Genomic DNA, 21,137 nt, shown 5'->3' on the forward strand with positions numbered 1-21,137 from the left:
GAACATTATTTGCTTGATAAGATAAAAGCTAAAAATCCTCAGACTGAAGAAGTTTGGCTATTTTTCGGAATTCACACTGCCAATGCCGTTAAGGTTGCAAAGAGAAGGAAAAAGGGAAAGAGTACATTTCTATTAGCTGCATAAAATAAAGGAAACGTCAAGAAATTACCCGCTCTATTTAAAATAGGATGGTTATTAAACTGTGTTAATACGTTAGAAAAACGTAGAAAAGATTCATATTAGTTGACATAAATAGTATTATTTTTATAATTCAACAGTTTTTAACCAAAAAATCCACTCAACTTGGAGTGGATTTTTTGAAAATATTTTTTGAAAAAGTAATTTCCAAGGGAAGCCTCAAATAAACCTAGCCGTACATCGAGTTGATCACAACTCAATCCAACAAGGATTCGACATTCTGCACTCTCCATTCGACACTTCAAAAAGGGTTTTATTTCCGCAATAACATAGCTCCGTACGAATAACCACCCCCAAAGACCGTCACCACGATATGATCGCCTGACTGGAAACGAGGCCAATGCTCTGACAAGCCAATGGCGCAACCTGCGCAGCCCGTATTTCCGAGGTATTGAATGTTCGAGATTAGTTTTTCTTCGGACAAGCCAAGCGTATTCATTACGTTGAGACTAATCCGTAAGTTGGCTTGGTGAGGCAGCACATAAGACACATCATTGATGGTCAGGCCGCATTTTTCAAGCACCGTCAAGCTTGCCTTTGGCATGTAAGTACAAGCATTGATAAACACATCCCGTCCAAACGGCATAATCACCCCACGTTCGTTGGGACGCAGCACCACAGCTTCGGTGGCTTTGCCACTCGTAGCAGCCCCACCCGTTACTAGTGACAGCATTTCCATATCTCCTTCGCTTATACGCTCTTTCGTGAGAAGCATGGCCGCTGCGCCATCGCCCCACAGGTGTCCCGATACGGTATCAGTTTCGTTATAGTAGCCAGTGTTGTGTTCTGAAGTAATTACCAACGCTTTTGACGCCTTATTCATGGCAAAATATCCCTCCACTACTTCCACAGCATTCAATAATGAAGAACAAGCCGAGGAAATCGTCACGACAGGAATATCCGCTACTTCGATAAAATGTTGCACGGCATGGCCAAGTGTAACAATGGTATCATAAGCAGTATAAGTAGCACCTACGATTAAATCAATTTCTGATATATCAATTTGAATTTTATCCAATAATGACTTTACGGCTTCGACCCCCATGCTGTGGGAGTTTTCGGCCGAGGCTGCCTTACGTCGGAGCTGAATGCCCGTACGCTGCACTATCCACTCATCAGACAGCCCATTGAGTTTAGTAAAATGTTCGTTATCAACTACTTGTTCTGGCAAGTAGTGAGCCACTTGGTGAAGAAACATACAAGGGTTGGTTTATACCTAACTATTTATGGCCGAAAGTTAAACATTTCGTAGAAAACGTAGTACAAAATATTAAAATCTTACAAGAAAGTCGTCAATAAATCCTAACAATTTTCTTTTGGAGATTCAATACTTACTTGCTTTTAAATAAACTTAGGCCAATACATTCAACCCAAAAACCACAGAAAAGTTCGATAGTTCATTGATAATTCCGAAAAACTGGGGTTCAGAGCTGTCATATTTTACAAGCAAGTATTCATATCATTTCAAATAAATCAGTGTATGTAGCAATAAACATTTCCTTAAGCTCTTTCTCTTTCTGAAGAATATCGGGGTTGTTTCTGTTTATCAACAAATACGAACTAATACTGTCATACGCAACATGTTCAAATGTAACACGCCCAATTTTCATTGGTATAAGCTGCTTGTAGATTTTGTATCTTTGGTTATTATGATACCCTTCCGCCCTTTTTTGACGGTCAATCGTTCTTGCACCAGAAAAACCAATAGAAGCAAGCGGGTAACATTTTAAAAGTAGAGGAATTACCTTCGCACAAGTAACGAGTATATTACCCAAATCCCCTTTATTCGTAATGATATTGTACTTTCGTTCGCTGCGACGATGTTGCTTACAATAAAACTTTATTGCAAAAACATCTCCCGTATGATAGTCGGCACGAACAATGTAGTGAAGCTTGGTAGCAGTAGAGAAGAATTTGAAAACTAATGTATATTCATGAGCTGTAGTATCATTACAGGGCTCTCTCTGAATAAACTTTAAATCATAACCAGGGTAGTCAAAAGTCAAGGGACTAAAAATCTTTTATTATTACTACTTATTTTATTATGCTCCCTTTCAGTAATAAATTTACCAACGACGGTGTCAGGAGTTAATTTCACGGGGGTTACTCGTTTAACTTTTTCCCAATTAAGCCTTTCTCCTTTTGATAGCCTCGTTTTTTTTACTAGAGTATCCATAATAAGATAGGATTTTAAATATAAATATTGCGAATTTAAGCTACTATTGATACATACAAATATATCAATATTTACTCGATCATAACACTACCAGTGTGAATAAAGTTTATGATACACTAAACAAAAGCCCTGAAGGCAAAATACCCATCACCCTAAATTCAAGTACCCAAAAACAACTTTTTTTCCCCCGAAAAATAAAATCTCTGCCCTAAATGACGCTCGGTTATGGAAAGTGCCGTATTTTTGCCAAATTTCAATGACTGTTGATTTATCGCAAATGCCTCAAACCAAATTATTACTCGTAGTACCCTGCTATAACGAAGAAGAAATTCTTGCTAAGACACATCGTACGCTTCAGCAGTACCGTACTCGGTTGGTTCAAGAAGGTAAAATTGCCCCTGAAAGTAAAATTTGCTACGTCAACGATGGAAGTCGTGACCGTACTTGGCAACTTATCGATGACATTTGTAAGACGGATACGCACGCCATTGGGATTAAACTTTCCCGAAACTTTGGCCATCAAAGTGCTATTCTAGCTGGTTTGATGCACCATATTCAGGATTTCGATTGCTTTGTCACGATTGATGCCGACTTGCAAGATGATGTAGAGGCCATTGGTCAGATGCTCGACCAACACCACGATGGAGCTATGGTGGTTTATGGCGTGCGCGACGACCGAAGTTCTGATACATGGTTTAAGCGTACCACCGCCGAAGGGTTCTATAAAGTGATGCGTTGGATGGGCGTGCCAGTGGTATTCAACCACGCTGATTTTCGCCTCATGGATCGCCGTATTTTAGAAGAATTTTCCCATTTTAAGGAAGTCAACTTGTTCTTACGGGGTATTATTCCACTCATCGGCTTCCGTTCCGAGAAGGTTTTTTACAAACGTTTTGAGCGAGAAGCAGGTGAGACCAAGTACCCGCTCAAAAAAATGCTCCTTTTTGCGTGGAATGGTGTCACCTCTTTCAGCACTTTCCCCATGCGATTGGTACTATATTTTGGCGTTTTCAATTTCCTCATTGCCATGGGCATAGGGGTTTACATTGGCGTCTCGTACCTTTTTGGAAGTACTGTAGCGGGTTGGACGTCGATTGTGCTTCCCATGACCTTTTTTAGCGGAGCTAATATGATTGCCCTTGGCTTAATTGGAGAATACGTTGGAAAAATTTACGAAGAAGTAAAAGGAAGACCTAGATACATCATTGAGAAAGTAACAACTGACGCGACTCAGTAAATTCGTTCGCTATCGTCATAAAACAGCAGCATTCAATGCTAAAAAAACTACAACAACCTCTTTTTCAAGACCTCTTCAATGTTGGGCTACTTGCCGTGGCAATCGTCCCCTTATTGGCGTTGTCTTTTTATAATCACCCCTCTCCTGTCGATGATTATTGCTACATAGATACCGTGTTTAAGTATGGTTATTTTGAGGCCATGAACTTTTACTACAGCGGTTGGACGGGCAGATACTTTGGAATATTGCTCAACCACTCGAATCCGTTGGTGGTCAAATGGGCAGGAGGTTTTAAGTTACTTTCTTTTTTGCTCGTTTTGGGACTCACGGGTAGTTTATACGCGCTATGTAAAGAGTTGTTCTCTAAATGGAGCCGTTGGGGTATTTTGGGGGTTACGGGTGGGATTATGCTGCTCTTTATCCTCAAAATTATGAGCATTGTGGAGGCTTTTTACTGGATGGCCGCTTTTGTCACTTATACCGTTCCTAACATCCTTACGTTGTATTGGCTTACGGTGGTGATTCGTATGTACCAACAGCCCAACGGAATGCGCCAAAAACTCACCGCTATTTTTGCTGGATTCTTGGTGTTCGCAGTCATTGGTTGTAGCGAAACTAACCTTACGATTATGGTACTGCTCGTGGCAGGTTGGTTTGGTTATCAGCTTGTTATTCGCCGTAAATGGGACAATCTGGCGTTTTTCATGGTTATCGTAGCCGTGTTTTCATGCTACATTTTCTTTACCTCCCCTGGCAACGTCCTTCGCATGAATGGCAACCCTGAAGGACGAAATTTTACCCTTTCGACGCTCCAGTCACTCAAAAAATTAGCACAACTTAGCATCGACTGGATTTTCAGAACCCCACTTCTGGTTTTTTCAATTCTTTGGATTGCGGTTTTACCTCGCCTTTTTGACAAATATACAACCGCTATTCCCTATTTTAAGGTGCCTATTTGGATTGTTTTACTCACTTATTTGGGCATTTTGTTTGTGCAAATTTTCCCTTCTTACTACGGTATTGGAATTGAACCTGCCCCTCGCGTCATCAACTCTGTTTATTTTTATTTTTTGTTAGGTTGGTTTTATACGCTTTCGGTTGTCTTGTATTGGCTCTATAACAACCAAATTTTAGGCGCGCAACATTGGTATTTACCGCCTTCCATCAAAGCAGTTCTAGCACTACTTATTTTAGTAAGCACCCTCTTTAGCAGTAACTTACGAATGGTATATGGCGACTGGCTACGAGGCCGAGCCGCTGCTTATGATCAAGAATTAAAAGCACGCTACGCTTATATTGAAAGCACGCCAGGTGATACTGTTTATGTTTCCCCCCTGCAATCAAAACCCCAATCAATTTATTTGGACGACGCCAACCCCAACCCCAAACATTTATGGAGCAAGTGCATGGGGGGATATTTTGGTAAAAAAGCAGTTGTACTTAAAGCCACTCCCTGATGCGTAAAATTCTTTTTGGTCTTCTTGCGGCCTTACCCATTGGCTTGTTTGTGGTTACACTGGCCCAGTTTTCCGTCAATGTGCCTTGGTTCGACGATTTCGACCCATTTCCTGACTTTTTGCGTAAATGGGTAAATAGTAGCGACTTATTTACTCAAATTCAGCTCATTTTACAGCCTAACAATGAGCACCGAATGATTTTTGGGAAGTTAGGCGTGCTGATTTACTACTGGCTTTTTGGCGAACTCAATTTCACCTTTTTACATTGGCTAGGCTTTGGTTTTACCCTAGGCACGTTGGCTATTTTTATTAAAGTTTTTCGCCAGCAAAAAATTGATTGGGAATACCTTATTCCGTTACTTTTCTTTTTGTTTCAGTTGCAATACCACATGACTAGCCTGTGGGCCATCACGGCACTGCAACACTTGCCTGTCATTTTCTTTGTGAGCCTCACCTGTTATCTATTGAGCAAACAACAGTTTGGATGGGCAGTTTTGACGGGGTTTTGTGCCAATTTTGCCATGAGCAACGGCATTTTTGTGTGGCCAGCGGGTATAATCATTTTGTTTCTTCAAGGCCGTTATAAATTGCTCCTAACGTGGTTAGTAGCGGGCGTGGCTGCCGTTTTCTTGTATTTTAGAGGAATGCAAACCTTGAATAACGAATCAAGTTTTGGCTACTTTCTACAGCACCCACACCAGACGTTTTTTGGCTTTTTTACTTTTATTGGGGGCTTATTCGATTTCTTTCCCGATCGCAGCACACTCGAACGCTCTATCTTGCCAACGATAGGCGGAATAGGCATGATAGCAGTACTCGCAGTTGCATTAGTAAAAATGTGGAAACTGTACAGAGAACGCACTTTAGCCCGTCAAGAGGCGCTGCTGTTTTTGTTAGGCGTCAGTACGTATTTATTGGCCAACGCCAGCATCATCGCTTTTTTACGCCCCCGATTTGGGTATTTTGTGATGATTGTCAGCAATTACAAAATCTACCCTGCGCTGTTTTTAATGGTTATTTACGGGTTTTACCTTGTGTTGAACCGCCAACAAACCAAGAAAACCCACTTCAAGATAGCTTTAGTAGTAGGAATTGGCATTTGGGGATTGAGTTTGCTGCATTATTGGCCTACCATCAACGAACGCCGTAAAACGCTATTAGCTGGGGCATTTAACCAAGAACACAACGGTTTTGGCTTAGGATTTATTCCCAATACGCCCGCTGCGCTGTACATTGACTCGCTGATGAAATTCAACGTTCAACGGGGAATATACCACTACCCTACTACCCTTGCCCCCGTCATCCAATCACTCCAAACACCGACACGTTTCCCGATTAAGCCACAGCTTGAATATCAAACAGATGGCTTGTTGATTCGGGAAGAAACCTACTCTTTTACCCCTGAAATTGACGGAGCGCTGTACGTTTCTTTACGATCCGACCGTCGGCAGTATTTATTTAAACTTGAACCTACACTTTATACAGGCCGTAATTGGCTCAAACGCTACGCAACAGGTACTACTCTGCTAATTCCTTATGCGGCTGTTGAGCCTGGAACGTACCAATTGCAGTTTGTCCTTGCCAGAGACGGCAAGCCACAATCAACTCACTATCAACCCCTTGAATGGAAGAAAAAGGCATGAATACACCCCAAATATCCATCGTAGCTCCACTCTACAACGAGTCGGAATCGTTTCCTCACTTGGTAGAGCGCCTCACCAAACTCATGGACAGCCTCACGCTTCGGATTGAGGTGGTGTTGGTCGATGATGGCAGTCGCGACAATACTGCGCTTCAAATGCGCCAACTAGCGTTGACCGACGGTCGTTTTCATTGTGTGTTTCTATCCCGAAACCACGGCCACCAGCTTGCCCTTACGGCGGGTTTGGCGGCGGCCCGAGGAACAGAAGCGCTATTTATTATTGATGGTGACTTGCAAGACCCTCCTGAGCTTTTACCTGATTTTTACCAAAAAATGCAGGAAGGATACGACGTGGTGTATGCCGTTCGTCGCAAGCGCAAAGAAAATATCATCAAACGAACTGGTTATTTTCTGTTTTACCGTTTGTTGAAATCAATCTCCTATGTGGATATTCCCCTCGACAGTGGCGATTTTGCCATGATAAGTCGGCGCGTGGCTGATGTGTTAAACCAAATGCCCGAAGAAAGCCGTTTCCTACGCGGAATGCGGTCTTGGATTGGTTTTAAACAAACTGGATACGAGTACGAGCGAAGCGAACGGGTAGCAGGCGAATCGAAATATACTTTCAAACAACTTTTCCGTTTGGCTTATAATGGTATTTTCAACTTTAGTGAATTTCCCATTTCGTTTATGACACGGGCAGGGGGTGTTTCTATTGGTATAGCATTGATCTATTTTATCGTTGTGCTTGCAAAAAAACTTTTCTATGCCGATGTCATCGAAGGATTCACGGCTCTTTTGTTTGTCGTCATTTTATTCAGTGGCGTTCAGCTCATGGCCTTAGGAATCATTGGCGAATACGTACTGCGTATTTTCTTCCAATCCAAAGGCCGCCCGCTGTTTATTGTGAAAGAAACCATTGTTGATGGTAAGTTAAAAGATTCGGTGTAACATTTTTCGGTTTTAACGAAGCCATGCTTTTCAATTCGGTCCAATTTCTGCTTTTTTTTATCGTCATCACATTCGCCTATTACAGCCTACGCTGGAACCTGCGTTGGCTGTTGTTGCTGCTTGCGAGTTGTTATTTTTATTTGGTTTTCAAACCGATATACATCTTAATTCTGTTTGCCACCATTGTTATCGACTACTTTGCAGGAATTTGGATTGCGTCTGCCGAAGGAACTAAACGGAAGTGGCTTTTGGTCATCAGTATTTTTACCAACGTCGGCATTTTAGCAGTTTTTAAATATTTCGATTTTTTTGCCGAAAGTTTCAACGCCGTCTCTTGGAAAGTGGGCTTGGAATGGAGTTTGCCCATCCTAAAACACCTAAACCCCGACCTCGTTTTACCCATTGGCTTGTCGTTTCATACGTTTCAGGCCATGAGTTATACCATTGAGGTATATCGTGGCAATCAGCAAGCAGAACGGCATTTTGGGATTTATGCGCTGTACGTCATGTTTTACCCACAGTTAGTGGCTGGACCCATCGAACGCCCGCAAAACGTGCTGCATCAATTCCACGAAAATCATGCTTACGATTGGGAAAACATCAAAGCAGGTCTGACACGAATGGCTTTTGGTTTGTTCAAAAAGGCCGTTATTGCCGACCGACTGGCCTTGATGGCTGGCCCAGCTTACCTAGACCCACAGCATCACAACGGACTTACGTTGTTGGTCGCGACATTCTTTTATACCTTCCGAATCTATTGCGATTTTTCGGGTTACTCTGATATTGCTTTGGGAGCGGCACAGGTCATGGGTTTCAACCTCATGGAAAACTTCCGCACCCCTTATTTTTCAAAGTCTATTGCTGAATTTTGGGGACGCTGGCATATTTCGCTATCGACTTGGTTTCGAGACTACTTATACATCCCTCTCGGTGGAAATCGCGTAGGAGAAGGCAGGGCTTACCTCAACCGATTCATCGTTTTTCTTGCAAGTGGACTCTGGCACGGTGCTAGTTGGAATTTTATCATTTGGGGAGGATTACACGGAAGCTATTTGGTTGCCGCCTCTATTCGCGACAAATACTTAAAACGGTGGAACATCACACTGCCCAAAGCAACTTGGTACGTTTACCTTCAAACCGCCATTACATTTGTGCTTGTGATGCTAACGTGGGTGTTTTTTGCCGTAGGCGACAACCCCAAACTCACCGTTGGAGAGGAGGTTCGTCATTCTTTTATTATTCTGAAAAAAATGACGCAGCTTTCCTTCCATGAACCCCTTCAAGCAGCCCTCAACAACGTTGAAATGTGGTTTTCGGTAGGGCTTATTCTTCTTTTGCTCGTTAAAGAACATTACATTTTACACATTCCGACCCGCAAAAACGTTGTTTTCTGGGCGGTCTTTGTTACGGTATCCGTTTTAACTTACTTCTTTGGCGTTTTCGACTCCAATCAGTTTATTTATTTTCAGTTTTAGGAAACTCCCGTGGTTCAGGTTTCTCAAAACCTGAACCGCAAAACTTCGGTTTTGAGAAACCGAAGGCACAGTTGACAGGAGTTAGGGTGTGAGTAGCCAAAGTCTCGGCACGAAACTGCGGTTTTGAGAAACCGCAGGCACGGCACAAAAAAACCTGTGGGTCGAAACCCACAGGCTGGATATATAAACTCCAAGAAACAAAGAAACTATGTTAGCGAAGGCAATTTACAACTGAGATGCTAAAATTGCAATACCTTCTTTAAATGTATGTGGATTATATCCCAAAATTTCATTTGATTTATCCAAAACAAAGCCCGTACGCGCTGGTCGCTTTGCAGGTTGGGTAAAATTAGAAGAATCAGCTTCGGCAATTAAGCCTTTGTCTAACCCAAAATAATCAGCCGTCATCATCGCCATTTCGTAGGGAGTTAGCAAATCTTTACCTGAAATATTAAACACGCCTTCAGCTTCTTTATCGGCAATTAAAAAACAACCCATCGCCAAATCTTCGGCTAAGGTAGGCGTGCGCCATTGATCGGTTACTACTTTGATATTTTTACCTTCTTCCAACGATTTTTTTACCCAAAGAATGATATTGGAACGAGACATGTCAAACGCAATGCCATAGACCAACACCGTCCGAGCTATTGCCCACCGAATACCCGAATGTTGAACCACTTTTTCGGCAGCGTATTTGCTCCATCCGTAAAAGCTCAACGGATTGGCCTCTCCTTCTTCGGTATATGGGCCTGCGGCACCGTCAAAAATGAAATCTGTCGATACGTGACAAAGAAATATATCGTGCTTACGGCACGCTTCCACTATATATTCAACGGCTTTTACGTTTTGTGCCCAACAGGTTTCTTTTTCAAATTCACACTGATCCACATTGGTCATCGCCGCTCCGTGGACAATTACATCCGGCATCGTTTTGTGGATGACAGATGCGACTTCTTCAGGCTTGGTAATGTCCATTGAAAAATAGTCATATCCTTCTTTGAAAGGAAGGCGGTTTTCGCCGCGTGCCGTAGCAATAACCTTTGTATCAGGCTGTTGAATTAGTAGCTCAATTAATTTTTGTCCCAACAAACCGTTAGAACCTGTCACAAGAATTGTTTTCATACGCGCAAAGATAGTACCTCATGCCAAACCACAAACATTAAGTCTGTGGTTTGGCATTAAAATGAGGTTAAAAAACAAGGGTTAATTACCTAAAATTTCTCAAGGTATAGGTGAATGTCATCATGTAATAACGCTGCAAAACCCGCGTCCTAACATCCTCAATATAAGTAGAGGTAATGTTACGGCTCACACTATTGTTTTGGCGCAAGACATCAAACGAACTTACTTTCAACTCTCCTGCCTTATTCTTCAAGAATTTATACCCTACGGCCGCGTTCCAAAGGGTAAAATTCAGGTTAAAATCCTGCCCAAGTCCCGTATAGAAAGTATTGTTGATATTCGTATTGACGAAGAAACCGCTTTTGGTCGCCCAGTTGATTTTGAAGTTACTATTTTGATAATAATAAGTTCCGTCAAGTGCAGGCTGGAGTGAATTTTTCACGGTATTATAGTTACCGTTCACCGAAAAAGTAAAATCAAGCTGCTCACTGATATTACTACTCAAGACCAACCCACCCGTGATAGATTGTGTATTTGCAATATTTTCTACCAGGTTAATCAAGCCTATGGTACGGGTATAACCTGTTCCGATATTGAAATTCAAATTACTTTTCAGCGACGTAAGTGGCATTCCGTACGTAATAAATGAGCGAACATTCCAGTTTCCGTTGACGTTGACGGGCTGGGTAAATTGAGAACCAGTCCGTAAAGTAAAGCCTGCCACCACCGTATCTCTGGTAGCGATAAAGGTAGTATTGCTAATGTTGTTTTGGGTAAACGACCCGTTAAAATTGATAAAGAAACTGCGGGCGGTTTTTGCCTTTGTGATTCCGTACCGAAGCGACATATTATGGTTATACTCTTGCTTCAAGTCAGGATTACCCGTTCTGAGCAACAATGGGTTGGAGTTGTCCACCACATTTTGTAACTGACTAATAGAGGGCGCATTGGTGGAGGTACGGTAATTGATTCGCAAACTTTGGCCATCGCTTCCACGGTACATCAACATGGCCGATGGTAAGAAGTTATTGAACGAACGGTTTACCTCAAACTCTGTCGGATACGTCTGTTTTCCAACGAGTTGGGCATTTTGGTAGTTCAATTCCGCCGTTACCATCGTTTTTTTGATGCGTAAACGATAACTTCCACCGAAGCGGTTGGTAATGTAGGTATTGTCAAACTCATTGGAAAGGCGCAAATCAGGCGAGCTGTATTCGCTCGTTGCTTGGTTATAATTATAAGTATTTCTTTCCGAGTAATTTTTGGTGTACGACGGCACGTAATTGAGTTGTAATTGCCCACCACGACCTACATTTTCGGTCAAAGAAATATTACTCGAAACCGTGTAGCCGTTTCCTCTGCTTTCGGTTTGTTGGTCGGTAATTTGCAAGGAATCAGCCGTCAAACGTCCAAAATATCGGTTGGTTGACTTCAACGACGATTCTCCCACGCGGGCATTCGATGAAGTGGTCAATCCTACTGAAATCGTACGGCCAATTTTTCCAAAACGGTGACGCCACAGAATCGTATTTCCCCAGTTATTCCCGTCATTTTGGTTTTGGCGATTGGTTTGCGTTTGGTTTAACGCCTTTGCATTTAGGCTATTTGCGCCCAACAAGCTACTAAAAGCTGTATTGTCTTGAATACTAAAACGCGGCGTAATGATGACGGAGTTTTTGTTATTGATGGTATATTCCAAACGGGCATTTACGCGGTGGTTAAAGTTATTGTTTGACGAATAATAATTCTCATCATACAGTTGGCCTGCACCTTGGGTTGTAAAAAACGTACGTGCCAAATCCGTTGTGTTGGTATTTTTGGCATTATTAAAAAAGTAACTACCCGTCACTTTCCATTTTTTTCCCCAGTTATCAGAATAGTTCAACCCAATGGCATTGGTCGTTGTAATGCCACTTTGCTGTCCTGCCAAAAAATTATCAGAGGCGTTTCCACCGCCAAAATTTCCACCACCACCGCCGCCGCGATTTCCACCACCACCACGGTTTCCACCGCCACTTTGGCCTCCCCCACCTGAGCCACCTAATACGCCAAGCAAGTCTTCTGTTCCAAAGTTTTGTTGGTTGATATTATTAGACATCCCGATGAGCGAAATACGGGTATCTTTCTTAAAATAATTGGTACTTCCGCCTATCATGTAGCGGTTGTTGGTGCCATAGCCAGCGTAGGCTTTTCCAAACTGGCCATTATTGCGGTCGGAGCGCGTAACAATGTTGATGGTTTTGGTGGTTTGTCCATCGTCAAATCCCGTAAACTGCGCTTGGTCACTGAGGCGATCAAACACCTGAATTTTATCAATTACTTCAGCAGGAAGGTTTTTTAAGGCCAACGTCGCATCGTCTCCGAAAAACTCACGGCCGTCCACGGTTACCTTTTGTACATTTTCCCCTTGGGCTTTTACCTGCCCGTTTTCGATGGTGATGTTGGGCATTTTTTCCAACAAATCCTGCGCATTGGCGTCTTTATTGACTTTAAATGCGCTGGCGTTGTAAACTGTCGTATCGCCTTTTTGTTCAACACGCTCGGCTACCCCTTTCACAATGACGTCTTTCAACAACTGGGCATCAGGTTTAAGGACAATTTCGCCCAAATCGGGGCTAGTCCGACGAAAATTAAGGCGCTGGTCGTACGAGATATAACCAATATACGAAGCCACCATCCGATAACTCGCCGTGGGAATATTTTTAAATAAAAATCGCCCAGAAGTATCAGCAACAACTCCAAATCTTGAGGTTGAATCGGCCGTATTGATCAAGAGTACATTGGCGCCAATGAGGGCAGATTTGTCGTTGGCATCAATCAGGCGGCCTTTTACTTCAATCGTTTGGGCTACTGCCAAACTAGCTGAACATAGAAAAAGAAGGGCAAAAATGTAACGTATTTTTGTCATGGTGTATGTTATTTCACAATTGGATAGTTGAAATAGCAGAAAGTTTAGTCACAGAAGTATGAAAAGCGATGAAACGCCCAAGAACACCGACGATAAGGCGACTATTTACCGATAAAGATTTTGCTGTTTTTGGGCTTTAAGAAATATTGGCTTTACTTGTAACCTAAATCTTAACATCACCCTTTTCTCTCTCATGAATCGTCGCGACTTTTTTCAACAAACTGCCCTGAGCGGGGCTGCCTTGTCGCTCCCCACTCCTACGCCAGCCCCAGCGGCCGTTGCTCCCTACAAACTAGGGCTTGCATCTTATTCCTACTGGCATTTCAAAACGCCCAAAGTACCCATCGAAACGGTAATTGACGAAGCCGCTCGCCTCGAAATCGAAGGAGTGGATATTTTGCACCGCCAAATGGACAGCGAGGACAATGCCTATCTCCAAAAACTCAAACGCCATGCTTTTGTCAACGGCGTGGACTTGATTTGTTTGTCGATTCACCAAAGTTTTGTCTCGCCCGATGCCGCCGAGCGCCAGAAAAACATCGACCATACCTTGCACTGCATTGAGCTTGCTTACAAAATGGGCATTCCGTCGATTCGCCTTAATTCGGGCCGTTGGAATACCATCAAATCGTTTGATGAACTCATGGCCAAACGGGGCATAGAGCCCATCTTGCCAGGCTACACCGAAGACGACGGTTTCAAATGGTGCATTGATAGCATCGAAAAATGCCTCGCCAAAGCCGCCGAATGTGGGGTGATGCTGGCCCTCGAAAATCACTGGGGACTTACCTCTACTCCAGAAGGATTGTTGCGCATTCGGAAAGCGATTGATTCGCCTTGGTTGGGGGTGTTGATGGATACGGGTAATTTTTTGGAAGACCCTTACACAAAACTCGAAAAAGTAGCCCCCGTCGCCAATTTTGTACAAGCCAAAACCTACTACGGCGGCGGCGAATGGTACTCGCTCGACTTAGACTACAAACGTATTTTTAATATCCTTCGCCAAGCCAATTATAAAGGTTACGTAGCCCTCGAATTTGAAGGCAAAGAACCCGCCGAATCGGGGGTACGAAAAAGCATTGCCATGTTGCGCGAGGCGATGAAAGGTTAGCGCCAATCCCAAGCCACAATGTTCCACAAGTCGATGTGGTCTTCGTGGGTGTGTATTGTACGAAAACCTACGCGCTCGTGCGCCCGCGTCGAGCGCGTATTTCGTACGGCAATTTCGGTCACACACAAGTCAAATTCCCCCGACAATTGACGTTTGTGTTCGGCATACAGCCCATCAAAAATCCCTTGTCCACGGTGCGTCTGTGCCACGCAGATTTGCCCCATGACATAATAACGCTGCTCGCTCAATGGTTTTCCGTCGTACTCCAAACCCGAAATAATGTCGAACATGGGCACTAATTCGGGAATGAGTTGCCCAAAAGTACGCGGCATCACCAAGGCATAGCCCACCAACAAGTCGCCGTCTTTGGCGATGATTTGTGGCAAGGCATCGTTCATTTTTTTGATGAATTCAAACGAATGTTCGACCGTCGTAAAACCTTGGTCTTGTTGGTACTCTGACGGGGTGTTTTTGTATAAATTTTGGCTTTGAAGCTCCAACACCTTACGCAAATCTTCATCGTTTTGGGCAGAAGTAAAAATCACCGACATGTCGCTAACGGGTTAAAAAGTAGAATGGCCGTAAAAGTAACAACAGGCATTCAGCAACCCAAACATTCCCCGTATCTTTGTCGGTAAACACATTCATCCAACCTAAACACTTATGCTAAAACAACCTTTACTTCGGCATTTTTTGTCCATTGCTTTCTGCTTAGTTACTTTTTTATCTTTTTCCCAAACCCCCATTCTGCCCGAACGCGAACGAGCCCGCGTTGTGGATGAAATTTTAGAAGACCGCTTCAACAACCTATTGCCTCAGTTGATGCGGCGAGAGGGAATTGACATGTGGATTATTATTTCGCGCGAGTACAACGAAGACCCAGTGATGAAAACCATGCTTCCAAGTACGTGGCTTTCGGCACGCCGCCGTACCATCATGGTTTTTTACGATGCAGGCGGTGACAAGCCGCTAGAAAAACTGGCCATTGCCCGCTACGACGTCGGGAATTTGCTCAAAGGCGAGTGGGACATCAACGTGCAACCGAACCAATGGCTGGCACTAGCGAAGGTAATTGATGACCGAAATCCAAAGAAAATTGCCTTAAATTTCTCCAAAGATTATGGTCATTCTGATGGGCTAACTTTTACCGAACACAAGGAGTTTATGACGGCTTTGGCTGAAAAACAAAAAGTAAAAATTGTCTCAGCCGACCGCCTTGCTGTGGCTTGGCTCGAAACGCGTAGCGAAAAAGAAGCGGCCATTTATCCAATTATTTGCCGTATTTCTCACCAGATTATCGAAGAAGCATTTTCGGAAAAAGTTATTCACCCAGGCATTACCACCACAGATGACGTGGTGTGGTGGATGCGTCAAAAAGTGACAGATTTGGGGCTTGAGACATGGTTCCATCCAACCGTTGACATTCAACGCCTTGACCCTGAAAGCTTTGACCATCTCCGCACGTTTTCAAAACGGCCTTCTAAACAGGTCATCATGCCAGGCGACTTGCTACACTGCGACTTCGGGATTACGTATTTACGCCTAAATACCGACCAGCAACAACACGCTTATGTGCTTCGTTCAGGAGAAACAGACATTCCTGAATACTTGAAAAAGGCATTTATGCAGGGAAATCGTTTACAAGATATCCTTACAAGCCGCTTTAAAGTGGGAACTACGGGCAACAAGATGCTATTAGAGTCGCTCGAACAAGCCAAAAAAGAGGGTATCACAGGCAGTATTTATTCTCACCCAATTGGTGTCCATGGCCACGCTGCGGGGCCTACGATTGGGATGTGGGATCAGCAACAGGGAGTGCCTGGCACGGGCGATTATCCATTGTTTCAAAATACCGCCTATTCTATTGAGCTAAATGCGGCGGTGGAAATTCCTGAATGGAAAAAGACTATTCGGATTATGCTAGAAGAAGACGGCTATTTTGATGCCAACGGCTTCCGTTATTTGGACGGTCGGCAAAAGGAGATGTTTACCATTCCAAGAAAAGTAGCGAATGTCAAATAAATGCAAAGAGGCTGCCAAAAATGGCAGCCTCTTTACGTATGCAGTCGCTCGCTTCCAGCGAGTGACGACTATTCGCAGGCCTCTGGCCGATTACGAAGGTTTTTCCCCTTTCTTCATCCGATTGGTAATCGAAAGTAACAAGGCTGGTAACAAAATCAAGTTGGTACACATTGCAACCAAAAGCGTGATAGAAACCATGACCCCCATCGCCGCCGTTCCGCCAAAACTAGAAGCGGCAAAAATGGCAAATCCACAGAATAAAATCGCGGCCGTGTAAATCATGCTCAAGCCAGTTCCAAAAATTGCTTTGGTAATCGCAACCGTTGGGGCATGACCATTTTTGTAAATTTCCTGGCGATAACGCGTCAAGAAATACACCGTACCGTCAGAAGCAATGCCAAAAGTGATGCTAAAAATCAGGATGGTGGTAGGCTTAAAATAAATGTCAAAAAAGCCCATAATACCCGCCGTCAGCGCCAGAGGAATCAAACAGGGAAGTTTTGACAACAAAATAATGGGCACCGAACGGAAAAGAATCATCCCAACCAGTGCAATCAGGACAATCGCAATAAGTAAGCTTTCGTATAAGTTGCCCAACAAGTAATCGTTGCTTTTCAAAAATACCAAACTATGTCCAGTTAGGCTTACGTTGTAGTCTTTGGGGCTAAAAATAGAATCAACTTTCGGACGAATTTCTTTCAACAACTCTTTGATGCGTTCCGAGCCCACATCAGCCATTTGGAAACTCACCCGCGTAATGCTGCGGTCTTTGTTCAAAAACGTATTCAACTGCTTCGCTCCTGCACCATTTTGGCCTTGTCCTTGCACAAAATCTGACAATTTCGACAACTCCATCGCCCCAGGAAGTACGTAATATTTGGCATCGCCACCCCGATATGCTTGGTATAAAAAGCGCGACGCTTCCACGGCCGAAACAGGTTTTGAAAACTCTGGGTAATCGGCAAGTGCATTTTGAAGTGCTTTAATTTTGTACAACGTTCGGGCTTGATTTCCAAATACGCCGTTGGGTTGTTTGGTATCAATCATTACTTCAAAAGGCAGAACTCCATTGAAATTTTTCTCAAAAAAGCGCAAATCCACGTAGATTTTATCGTTTTTGGGCAAGTCATCCACCACATACCCAATGGCCTTGATTTTGGTTATTCCATACGCAGAAATCAAAATCATAGCCACCATCACAAGGTAAATAGCGCGGCGTTTGTTGTGTACCAAATAATCTACTTTTGTCAGGATTCCCACCGCCCATTTTCCGTCCAAATGACGTAAATGACGCGCTTTTGGAATATCCATGTAGTGTAACGTGATGGGCAACAACACCAAACAAAGCACATACGTGACCATCACACAAATGGCGGCAACCACGCCAAACTCCACCAAAAGGGAACTATTGGTAAAATAAAATACCCCAAAACCAATGGCCGTTGTGACATTGGCCAACAAAATCGACAAGCCAATTTGTTTCACCATTTCAGCAATAGCCTCGTCTTTATTGCCGTGGGTTTTGAGTTCTTGTTGGTATTTATTGATTAAGAAAATACAGTTCGGCACACCAATCACAATCAACAACGGCGGAATCAACCCCGTGAGGGCCGTAATTTTATACTCAAAGAGCTGCAAAGTGCCAATCGAAAACACAACCCCGATGAGCACGACGACGATAGAAAGAAGGGTAAGGCGGAAAGAACGGAAGAAAACCCACAAAATAAAGGCTGTCACCACCACGGCCAAAATCATAAACAGCGTCATTTCGCTCGAAATCTTCTTCATCATCGTCGTTCGGATGAAGGGCATTCCTGAAAAATGAAGTTCGGTATTGTGCTTAACGGCAAATTCGTTTGAAAACTTCGCGACATCCTCCACAATCGACAAGCGACGTTTGGAATTTAGGGAGGCTTCGTTGAAAGTTACTAATATAAGAGTCGAATTGGTTTTTGAGTTCCAGACCAACCCATCATAAAACGGCAAATTTTGAATCTGCTTTTTCAGCGTATCGGCCTCCGCCTGGGTCGTTGGGAGTTGCTTCATGGCAGGCAGAATGTCGAAGCGGCTAGCGCTATCGTTCCGAACCACTTTATAAACACTTCCCAGCGAAAGCACATTTTTTATACCCTCTGTCGATTTGATTTTTTGAGCAAGGGCCTCCCAATCGCGAAACTTATTGACTTCAAACAAGTTTTCATCCTGCCAACCAATGACCATTATCGCGCCATCTTCCCCAAAAAGTTGTCGAAAATATTGGTATTCTTTTTCGGTAGGGTCGTCAGACGGGAGGATACGTGCAAACTTGTACGAAAGCTCAATTTTACTTCCTTCGTACCCCATAAAAACCGTTGAAACCAGTATGACTGCCAGCCAAATAAACCGATATTTGATGATATTTTGAGCAATATTATTCCACATACGCAATGGTGCTTTGTTTTACGAAAGTCGCAAAGATACTCAGCCTTCCCGTGATTCAGCCTAAAAAAGTAAAGTTTATTGTCTATCATGAAGGTCAATAGAAAATAAAAATGCCCCGATTTTCATCGAGGCATTTTACATTTACAAGCTCGTTTATTACTTAAAAGTAACGGGCAACGTCAATTTATCAGCCCCTCGCTGCACTTCTGCTTCTACGGTTTGGCCTTTTTCAAACTTGCCCAATGCGCCCATGTAATCGTAAATGGTATTCAGGGTATATTTATCTAAACGCAAAATCAAATCGCCGCCTTTGATGCCCGCTACTTCCCCAGGACGGTTTTTTGAAACCCCATCCACCTTGATACCTGGGCCATTGAAAGAATAATCGAGCAAAAGCCCCATCGTCACTTTGAAACTCATATTGCGGGCCATGGGCATGGCCGTTTCGCGGTATTCTAGGCGATTGGGAAGTTTATCAACGGCGTTCACAATGCCAACTACGGAGTTGAGAATTTTAGCTTCTCCTTCAAAGTTAATCAATTCAATGTCGTCGCTTGGCTTGTGGTAATCACCGTGAACGCCCGTAAAGAAAAACAAAACAGGGATTTTCTTTACATAAAACGACGTGTGGTCGGAAGCGCCCGCGCCTGCGGAGTCAATTTTAAATGCCATTTTATCGCGTTCCAACACGGGAGGAATCACTTGGCCCCACGTAGGACTTGTTCCCCAACCGCCAACAGTAATTGCTTTATTAGAATCAAAACGGCCAATCATGTCAAAATTGAGCATTAAATTCACCGTCGATAAGTCGATGGTAGGGTTGTTGGCGTAGTATTTGGAGCCTAATAAACCCAATTCTTCGGCCGAAAAGCAAATGAACAGGAAGTTGTGTTTTTCTTTGACTTTGTTTTTCGCAAAATGGCGCGCTAATTCCAACACACCCGCTACGCCCGACGCGTTGTCGTCGGCACCATTGTGGATTTTCCCTTTACTGTCAGGAATCAGCGAACCGCGCTGATAACCTTCGCCAAGGTGGTCATAGTGCGCTCCGATGACAATGGTACGGTCGGCGCCGTTGTCCAAAAACCCAACCACATTGCGGGCATCTAGGACGTGTACCGTATCAAGATTTGCCTTAAAAGGCTGTTCGTAGCCATTTGTTCCTTTGGGCTGGAGCCCTATTTCTTTGAAATATTTCGCAATATAATCAGCCGACATTTTCTCTTCTTTCGTGCCCGTTCCACGGCCCTTCAATTCGTCAGATGCTAAGTAAGTAATATGTTTTTGGACGTTTTTGGCAGAAATGTCTGATTTTTGGGCGTACAATGAACCCGCTGCCAAGCAAGCTACTAATAGTATTTTTTTCATTAGAGGAATTATGATGAGTGAATAGTTTAACGTTTGCATCTTCAACAAGTTTATACTAGGCCAATGTACCGTGTGCAATACGAGTTAGTTCGTCATGAATCCACTGAAAACCCAAAGGCGTTTCAAGCAATTCTATGGGCTTTTTTCCGCTTAAAATATGGTTTGGGTGATTCATCCACCCAATAAATCGTGGTAATTCTCCAAAAACATCCTTACCACATTTACATAAAACCGCAAGTTGAAGAGAATATTCCTCGACATCTTTTCCTATTGGCACAGAAATGATTTCAAGTTCGCCCAAATGATTTACCTCAAACATAATACATGGCATTTGGTGTAAAAATAACGACTATTTTAAACAACAACCCTGTGAAAAATATTTTAATTATGGGTTCTTATCTACCAATTTACGAAATCTACTACTTTGAAGGCGTAGGCCGCCAGCGAAACGACTGCGCGTCAATGGCCCGCATGGTACACAAAATACCGTCGAGGTGGTCGTACTCGTGTTGTAAAAGTTCGGAAAGCGCATCTTCCATAAGCCATTCTTGCGGCTGCCAATTTTCATCCATATATTTAATAACCAGCGATTTGTGACGCTTCACCTTGACCAACAAGTTGGGAAAACTCATACAATCGTCCCAAAGTTCAAACGTTTCTTCGCTCAAGTTCACCAGTTCAGGATTGATAAAGACCACGGGTCGGTCAATGTTCATGTAAATCAACCGTTTCATAATTCCCAACTGCGGCGCGGCAATGGCCCTCCCAAAGCCATATTTGGTGCGCACTTCTTGCATCACATTGTCTAGGTCGGCCACCCAGCCCAACAGTTGTTGGTGTTCTTCAGGCAAAACAGGCGCGCATACTTCATACAGTCGAGGGTCTCCCAGTAGGATTAAATCTGCTAATGTTTTCATTCTCTACTTCGTGTCTCAGCACAGTTAAACGTAAATTAAATCCTTTATGTGTAGTTGGTTTCTCATATGTGTGCCGTTGGTTTCTCAAAACCCTTGAAAACGAGGTTTTGAGAAACCTCTTCTGCCAGATTT

The 21,137-nt window shown here is 43.4% G+C and carries 16 protein-coding genes; 7 read left to right on the forward strand and 9 right to left on the reverse strand.

What is annotated here, in order from left to right; translation table 11 throughout:
• Positions 1-451: 451 nt before the first annotated feature.
• Positions 452-1,396: a 3-oxoacyl-ACP synthase III family protein gene (locus tag K339_RS0129750; protein WP_028526854.1), complete on the reverse strand. Its 945-nt coding sequence runs from the start codon at positions 1,394-1,396 to the stop codon at positions 452-454.
• Positions 1,397-1,652: 256 nt separating this feature from the next.
• Positions 1,653-2,204: a hypothetical protein gene (locus K339_RS0129755; RefSeq protein WP_028526855.1), complete on the reverse strand. Its 552-nt coding sequence runs from the start codon at positions 2,202-2,204 to the stop codon at positions 1,653-1,655.
• A 426-nt stretch (positions 2,205-2,630) separates the two neighbouring features.
• On the opposite strand from K339_RS0129755, the gene K339_RS0129770 reads away from it, so the two are divergent.
• The 5 genes from K339_RS0129770 to K339_RS0129790 are packed head-to-tail and all read left to right on the forward strand — an operon-like array spanning position 2,631 to position 9,136.
• A complete protein-coding gene (locus K339_RS0129770; protein ID WP_229598853.1) occupies positions 2,631-3,611 on the forward strand; it encodes a glycosyltransferase family 2 protein in 981 nt (326 codons plus the stop codon).
• A 35-nt stretch (positions 3,612-3,646) separates the two neighbouring features.
• Entirely contained in the window at positions 3,647-5,068 is a 1,422-nt protein-coding gene (locus tag K339_RS0129775) for a DUF6056 family protein (protein ID WP_028526857.1), read from the forward strand.
• Complete coding sequence (locus K339_RS35315; protein ID WP_051398360.1) at positions 5,068-6,711, forward strand: hypothetical protein; 1,644 nt, start codon at positions 5,068-5,070, stop codon at positions 6,709-6,711. Before K339_RS0129775 ends, K339_RS35315 begins: the two co-directional genes overlap by 1 nt.
• A complete protein-coding gene (locus K339_RS0129785; RefSeq protein ID WP_028526858.1) occupies positions 6,708-7,661 on the forward strand; it encodes a glycosyltransferase family 2 protein in 954 nt (317 codons plus the stop codon). Before K339_RS35315 ends, K339_RS0129785 begins: the two co-directional genes overlap by 4 nt.
• A gap of 23 nt (positions 7,662-7,684) precedes the next feature.
• Positions 7,685-9,136: an MBOAT family O-acyltransferase gene (locus tag K339_RS0129790; RefSeq protein WP_028526859.1), complete on the forward strand. Its 1,452-nt coding sequence runs from the start codon at positions 7,685-7,687 to the stop codon at positions 9,134-9,136.
• A gap of 225 nt (positions 9,137-9,361) precedes the next feature.
• Here the strand turns inward: K339_RS0129790 and K339_RS0129795 are convergent, their stop codons facing one another.
• Both K339_RS0129795 and K339_RS0129800 read right to left on the reverse strand, forming a co-directional pair.
• The gene (locus K339_RS0129795; protein ID WP_028526860.1) at positions 9,362-10,258 is read right to left on the reverse strand and encodes an SDR family oxidoreductase; all 897 of its coding nucleotides are present in this window, start codon (positions 10,256-10,258) and stop codon (positions 9,362-9,364) included.
• A gap of 85 nt (positions 10,259-10,343) precedes the next feature.
• Positions 10,344-13,166: a TonB-dependent receptor gene (locus K339_RS0129800; RefSeq protein ID WP_028526861.1), complete on the reverse strand. Its 2,823-nt coding sequence runs from the start codon at positions 13,164-13,166 to the stop codon at positions 10,344-10,346.
• 193 nt (positions 13,167-13,359) lie between these two features.
• On the opposite strand from K339_RS0129800, the gene K339_RS0129805 reads away from it, so the two are divergent.
• Entirely contained in the window at positions 13,360-14,277 is a 918-nt protein-coding gene (locus K339_RS0129805) for a sugar phosphate isomerase/epimerase family protein (protein ID WP_028526862.1), read from the forward strand.
• Here K339_RS0129805 and K339_RS0129810 read toward each other — a convergent pair.
• Positions 14,274-14,828 (reverse strand): GNAT family N-acetyltransferase, encoded by a 555-nt coding sequence (locus K339_RS0129810; RefSeq protein WP_028526863.1) that lies wholly within the window; start codon positions 14,826-14,828, stop codon positions 14,274-14,276. The genes K339_RS0129805 and K339_RS0129810 overlap by 4 nt on opposite strands.
• 112 nt (positions 14,829-14,940) lie before the next feature.
• Here K339_RS0129810 and K339_RS0129815 point away from each other — a divergent pair, with 112 nt between their 5' ends.
• Positions 14,941-16,299 carry a M24 family metallopeptidase gene (locus K339_RS0129815; RefSeq protein WP_051398361.1) on the forward strand — a complete coding sequence of 453 codons (1,359 nt, stop codon included), beginning with the start codon at positions 14,941-14,943 and terminating at the stop codon, positions 16,297-16,299.
• 90 nt (positions 16,300-16,389) lie between these two features.
• Here the strand turns inward: K339_RS0129815 and K339_RS0129820 are convergent, their stop codons facing one another.
• The 4 genes from K339_RS0129820 to K339_RS0129835 form a co-directional block, all read right to left on the reverse strand.
• On the reverse strand, positions 16,390-18,720 hold the full coding sequence (locus K339_RS0129820) for an efflux RND transporter permease subunit (RefSeq protein WP_028526865.1): 2,331 nt from the start codon (positions 18,718-18,720) through the stop codon (positions 16,390-16,392).
• A gap of 156 nt (positions 18,721-18,876) precedes the next feature.
• Positions 18,877-20,088, reverse strand: coding sequence for a M20/M25/M40 family metallo-hydrolase (locus K339_RS0129825; protein WP_028526866.1), 1,212 nt, complete (start codon positions 20,086-20,088; stop codon positions 18,877-18,879).
• 55 nt (positions 20,089-20,143) lie between these two features.
• Complete coding sequence (locus K339_RS35320; protein WP_051398362.1) at positions 20,144-20,407, reverse strand: MbcA/ParS/Xre antitoxin family protein; 264 nt, start codon at positions 20,405-20,407, stop codon at positions 20,144-20,146.
• Between the two features lie 100 nt (positions 20,408-20,507).
• A complete protein-coding gene (locus tag K339_RS0129835; RefSeq protein ID WP_028526867.1) occupies positions 20,508-21,005 on the reverse strand; it encodes a peptide deformylase in 498 nt (165 codons plus the stop codon).
• Positions 21,006-21,137: the final 132 nt, after the last annotated feature.

The sequence above is a fragment of the Runella limosa DSM 17973 genome (genome assembly GCF_000482465.1).
GTDB classification, from domain to species: domain Bacteria; phylum Bacteroidota; class Bacteroidia; order Cytophagales; family Spirosomataceae; genus Runella; species Runella limosa.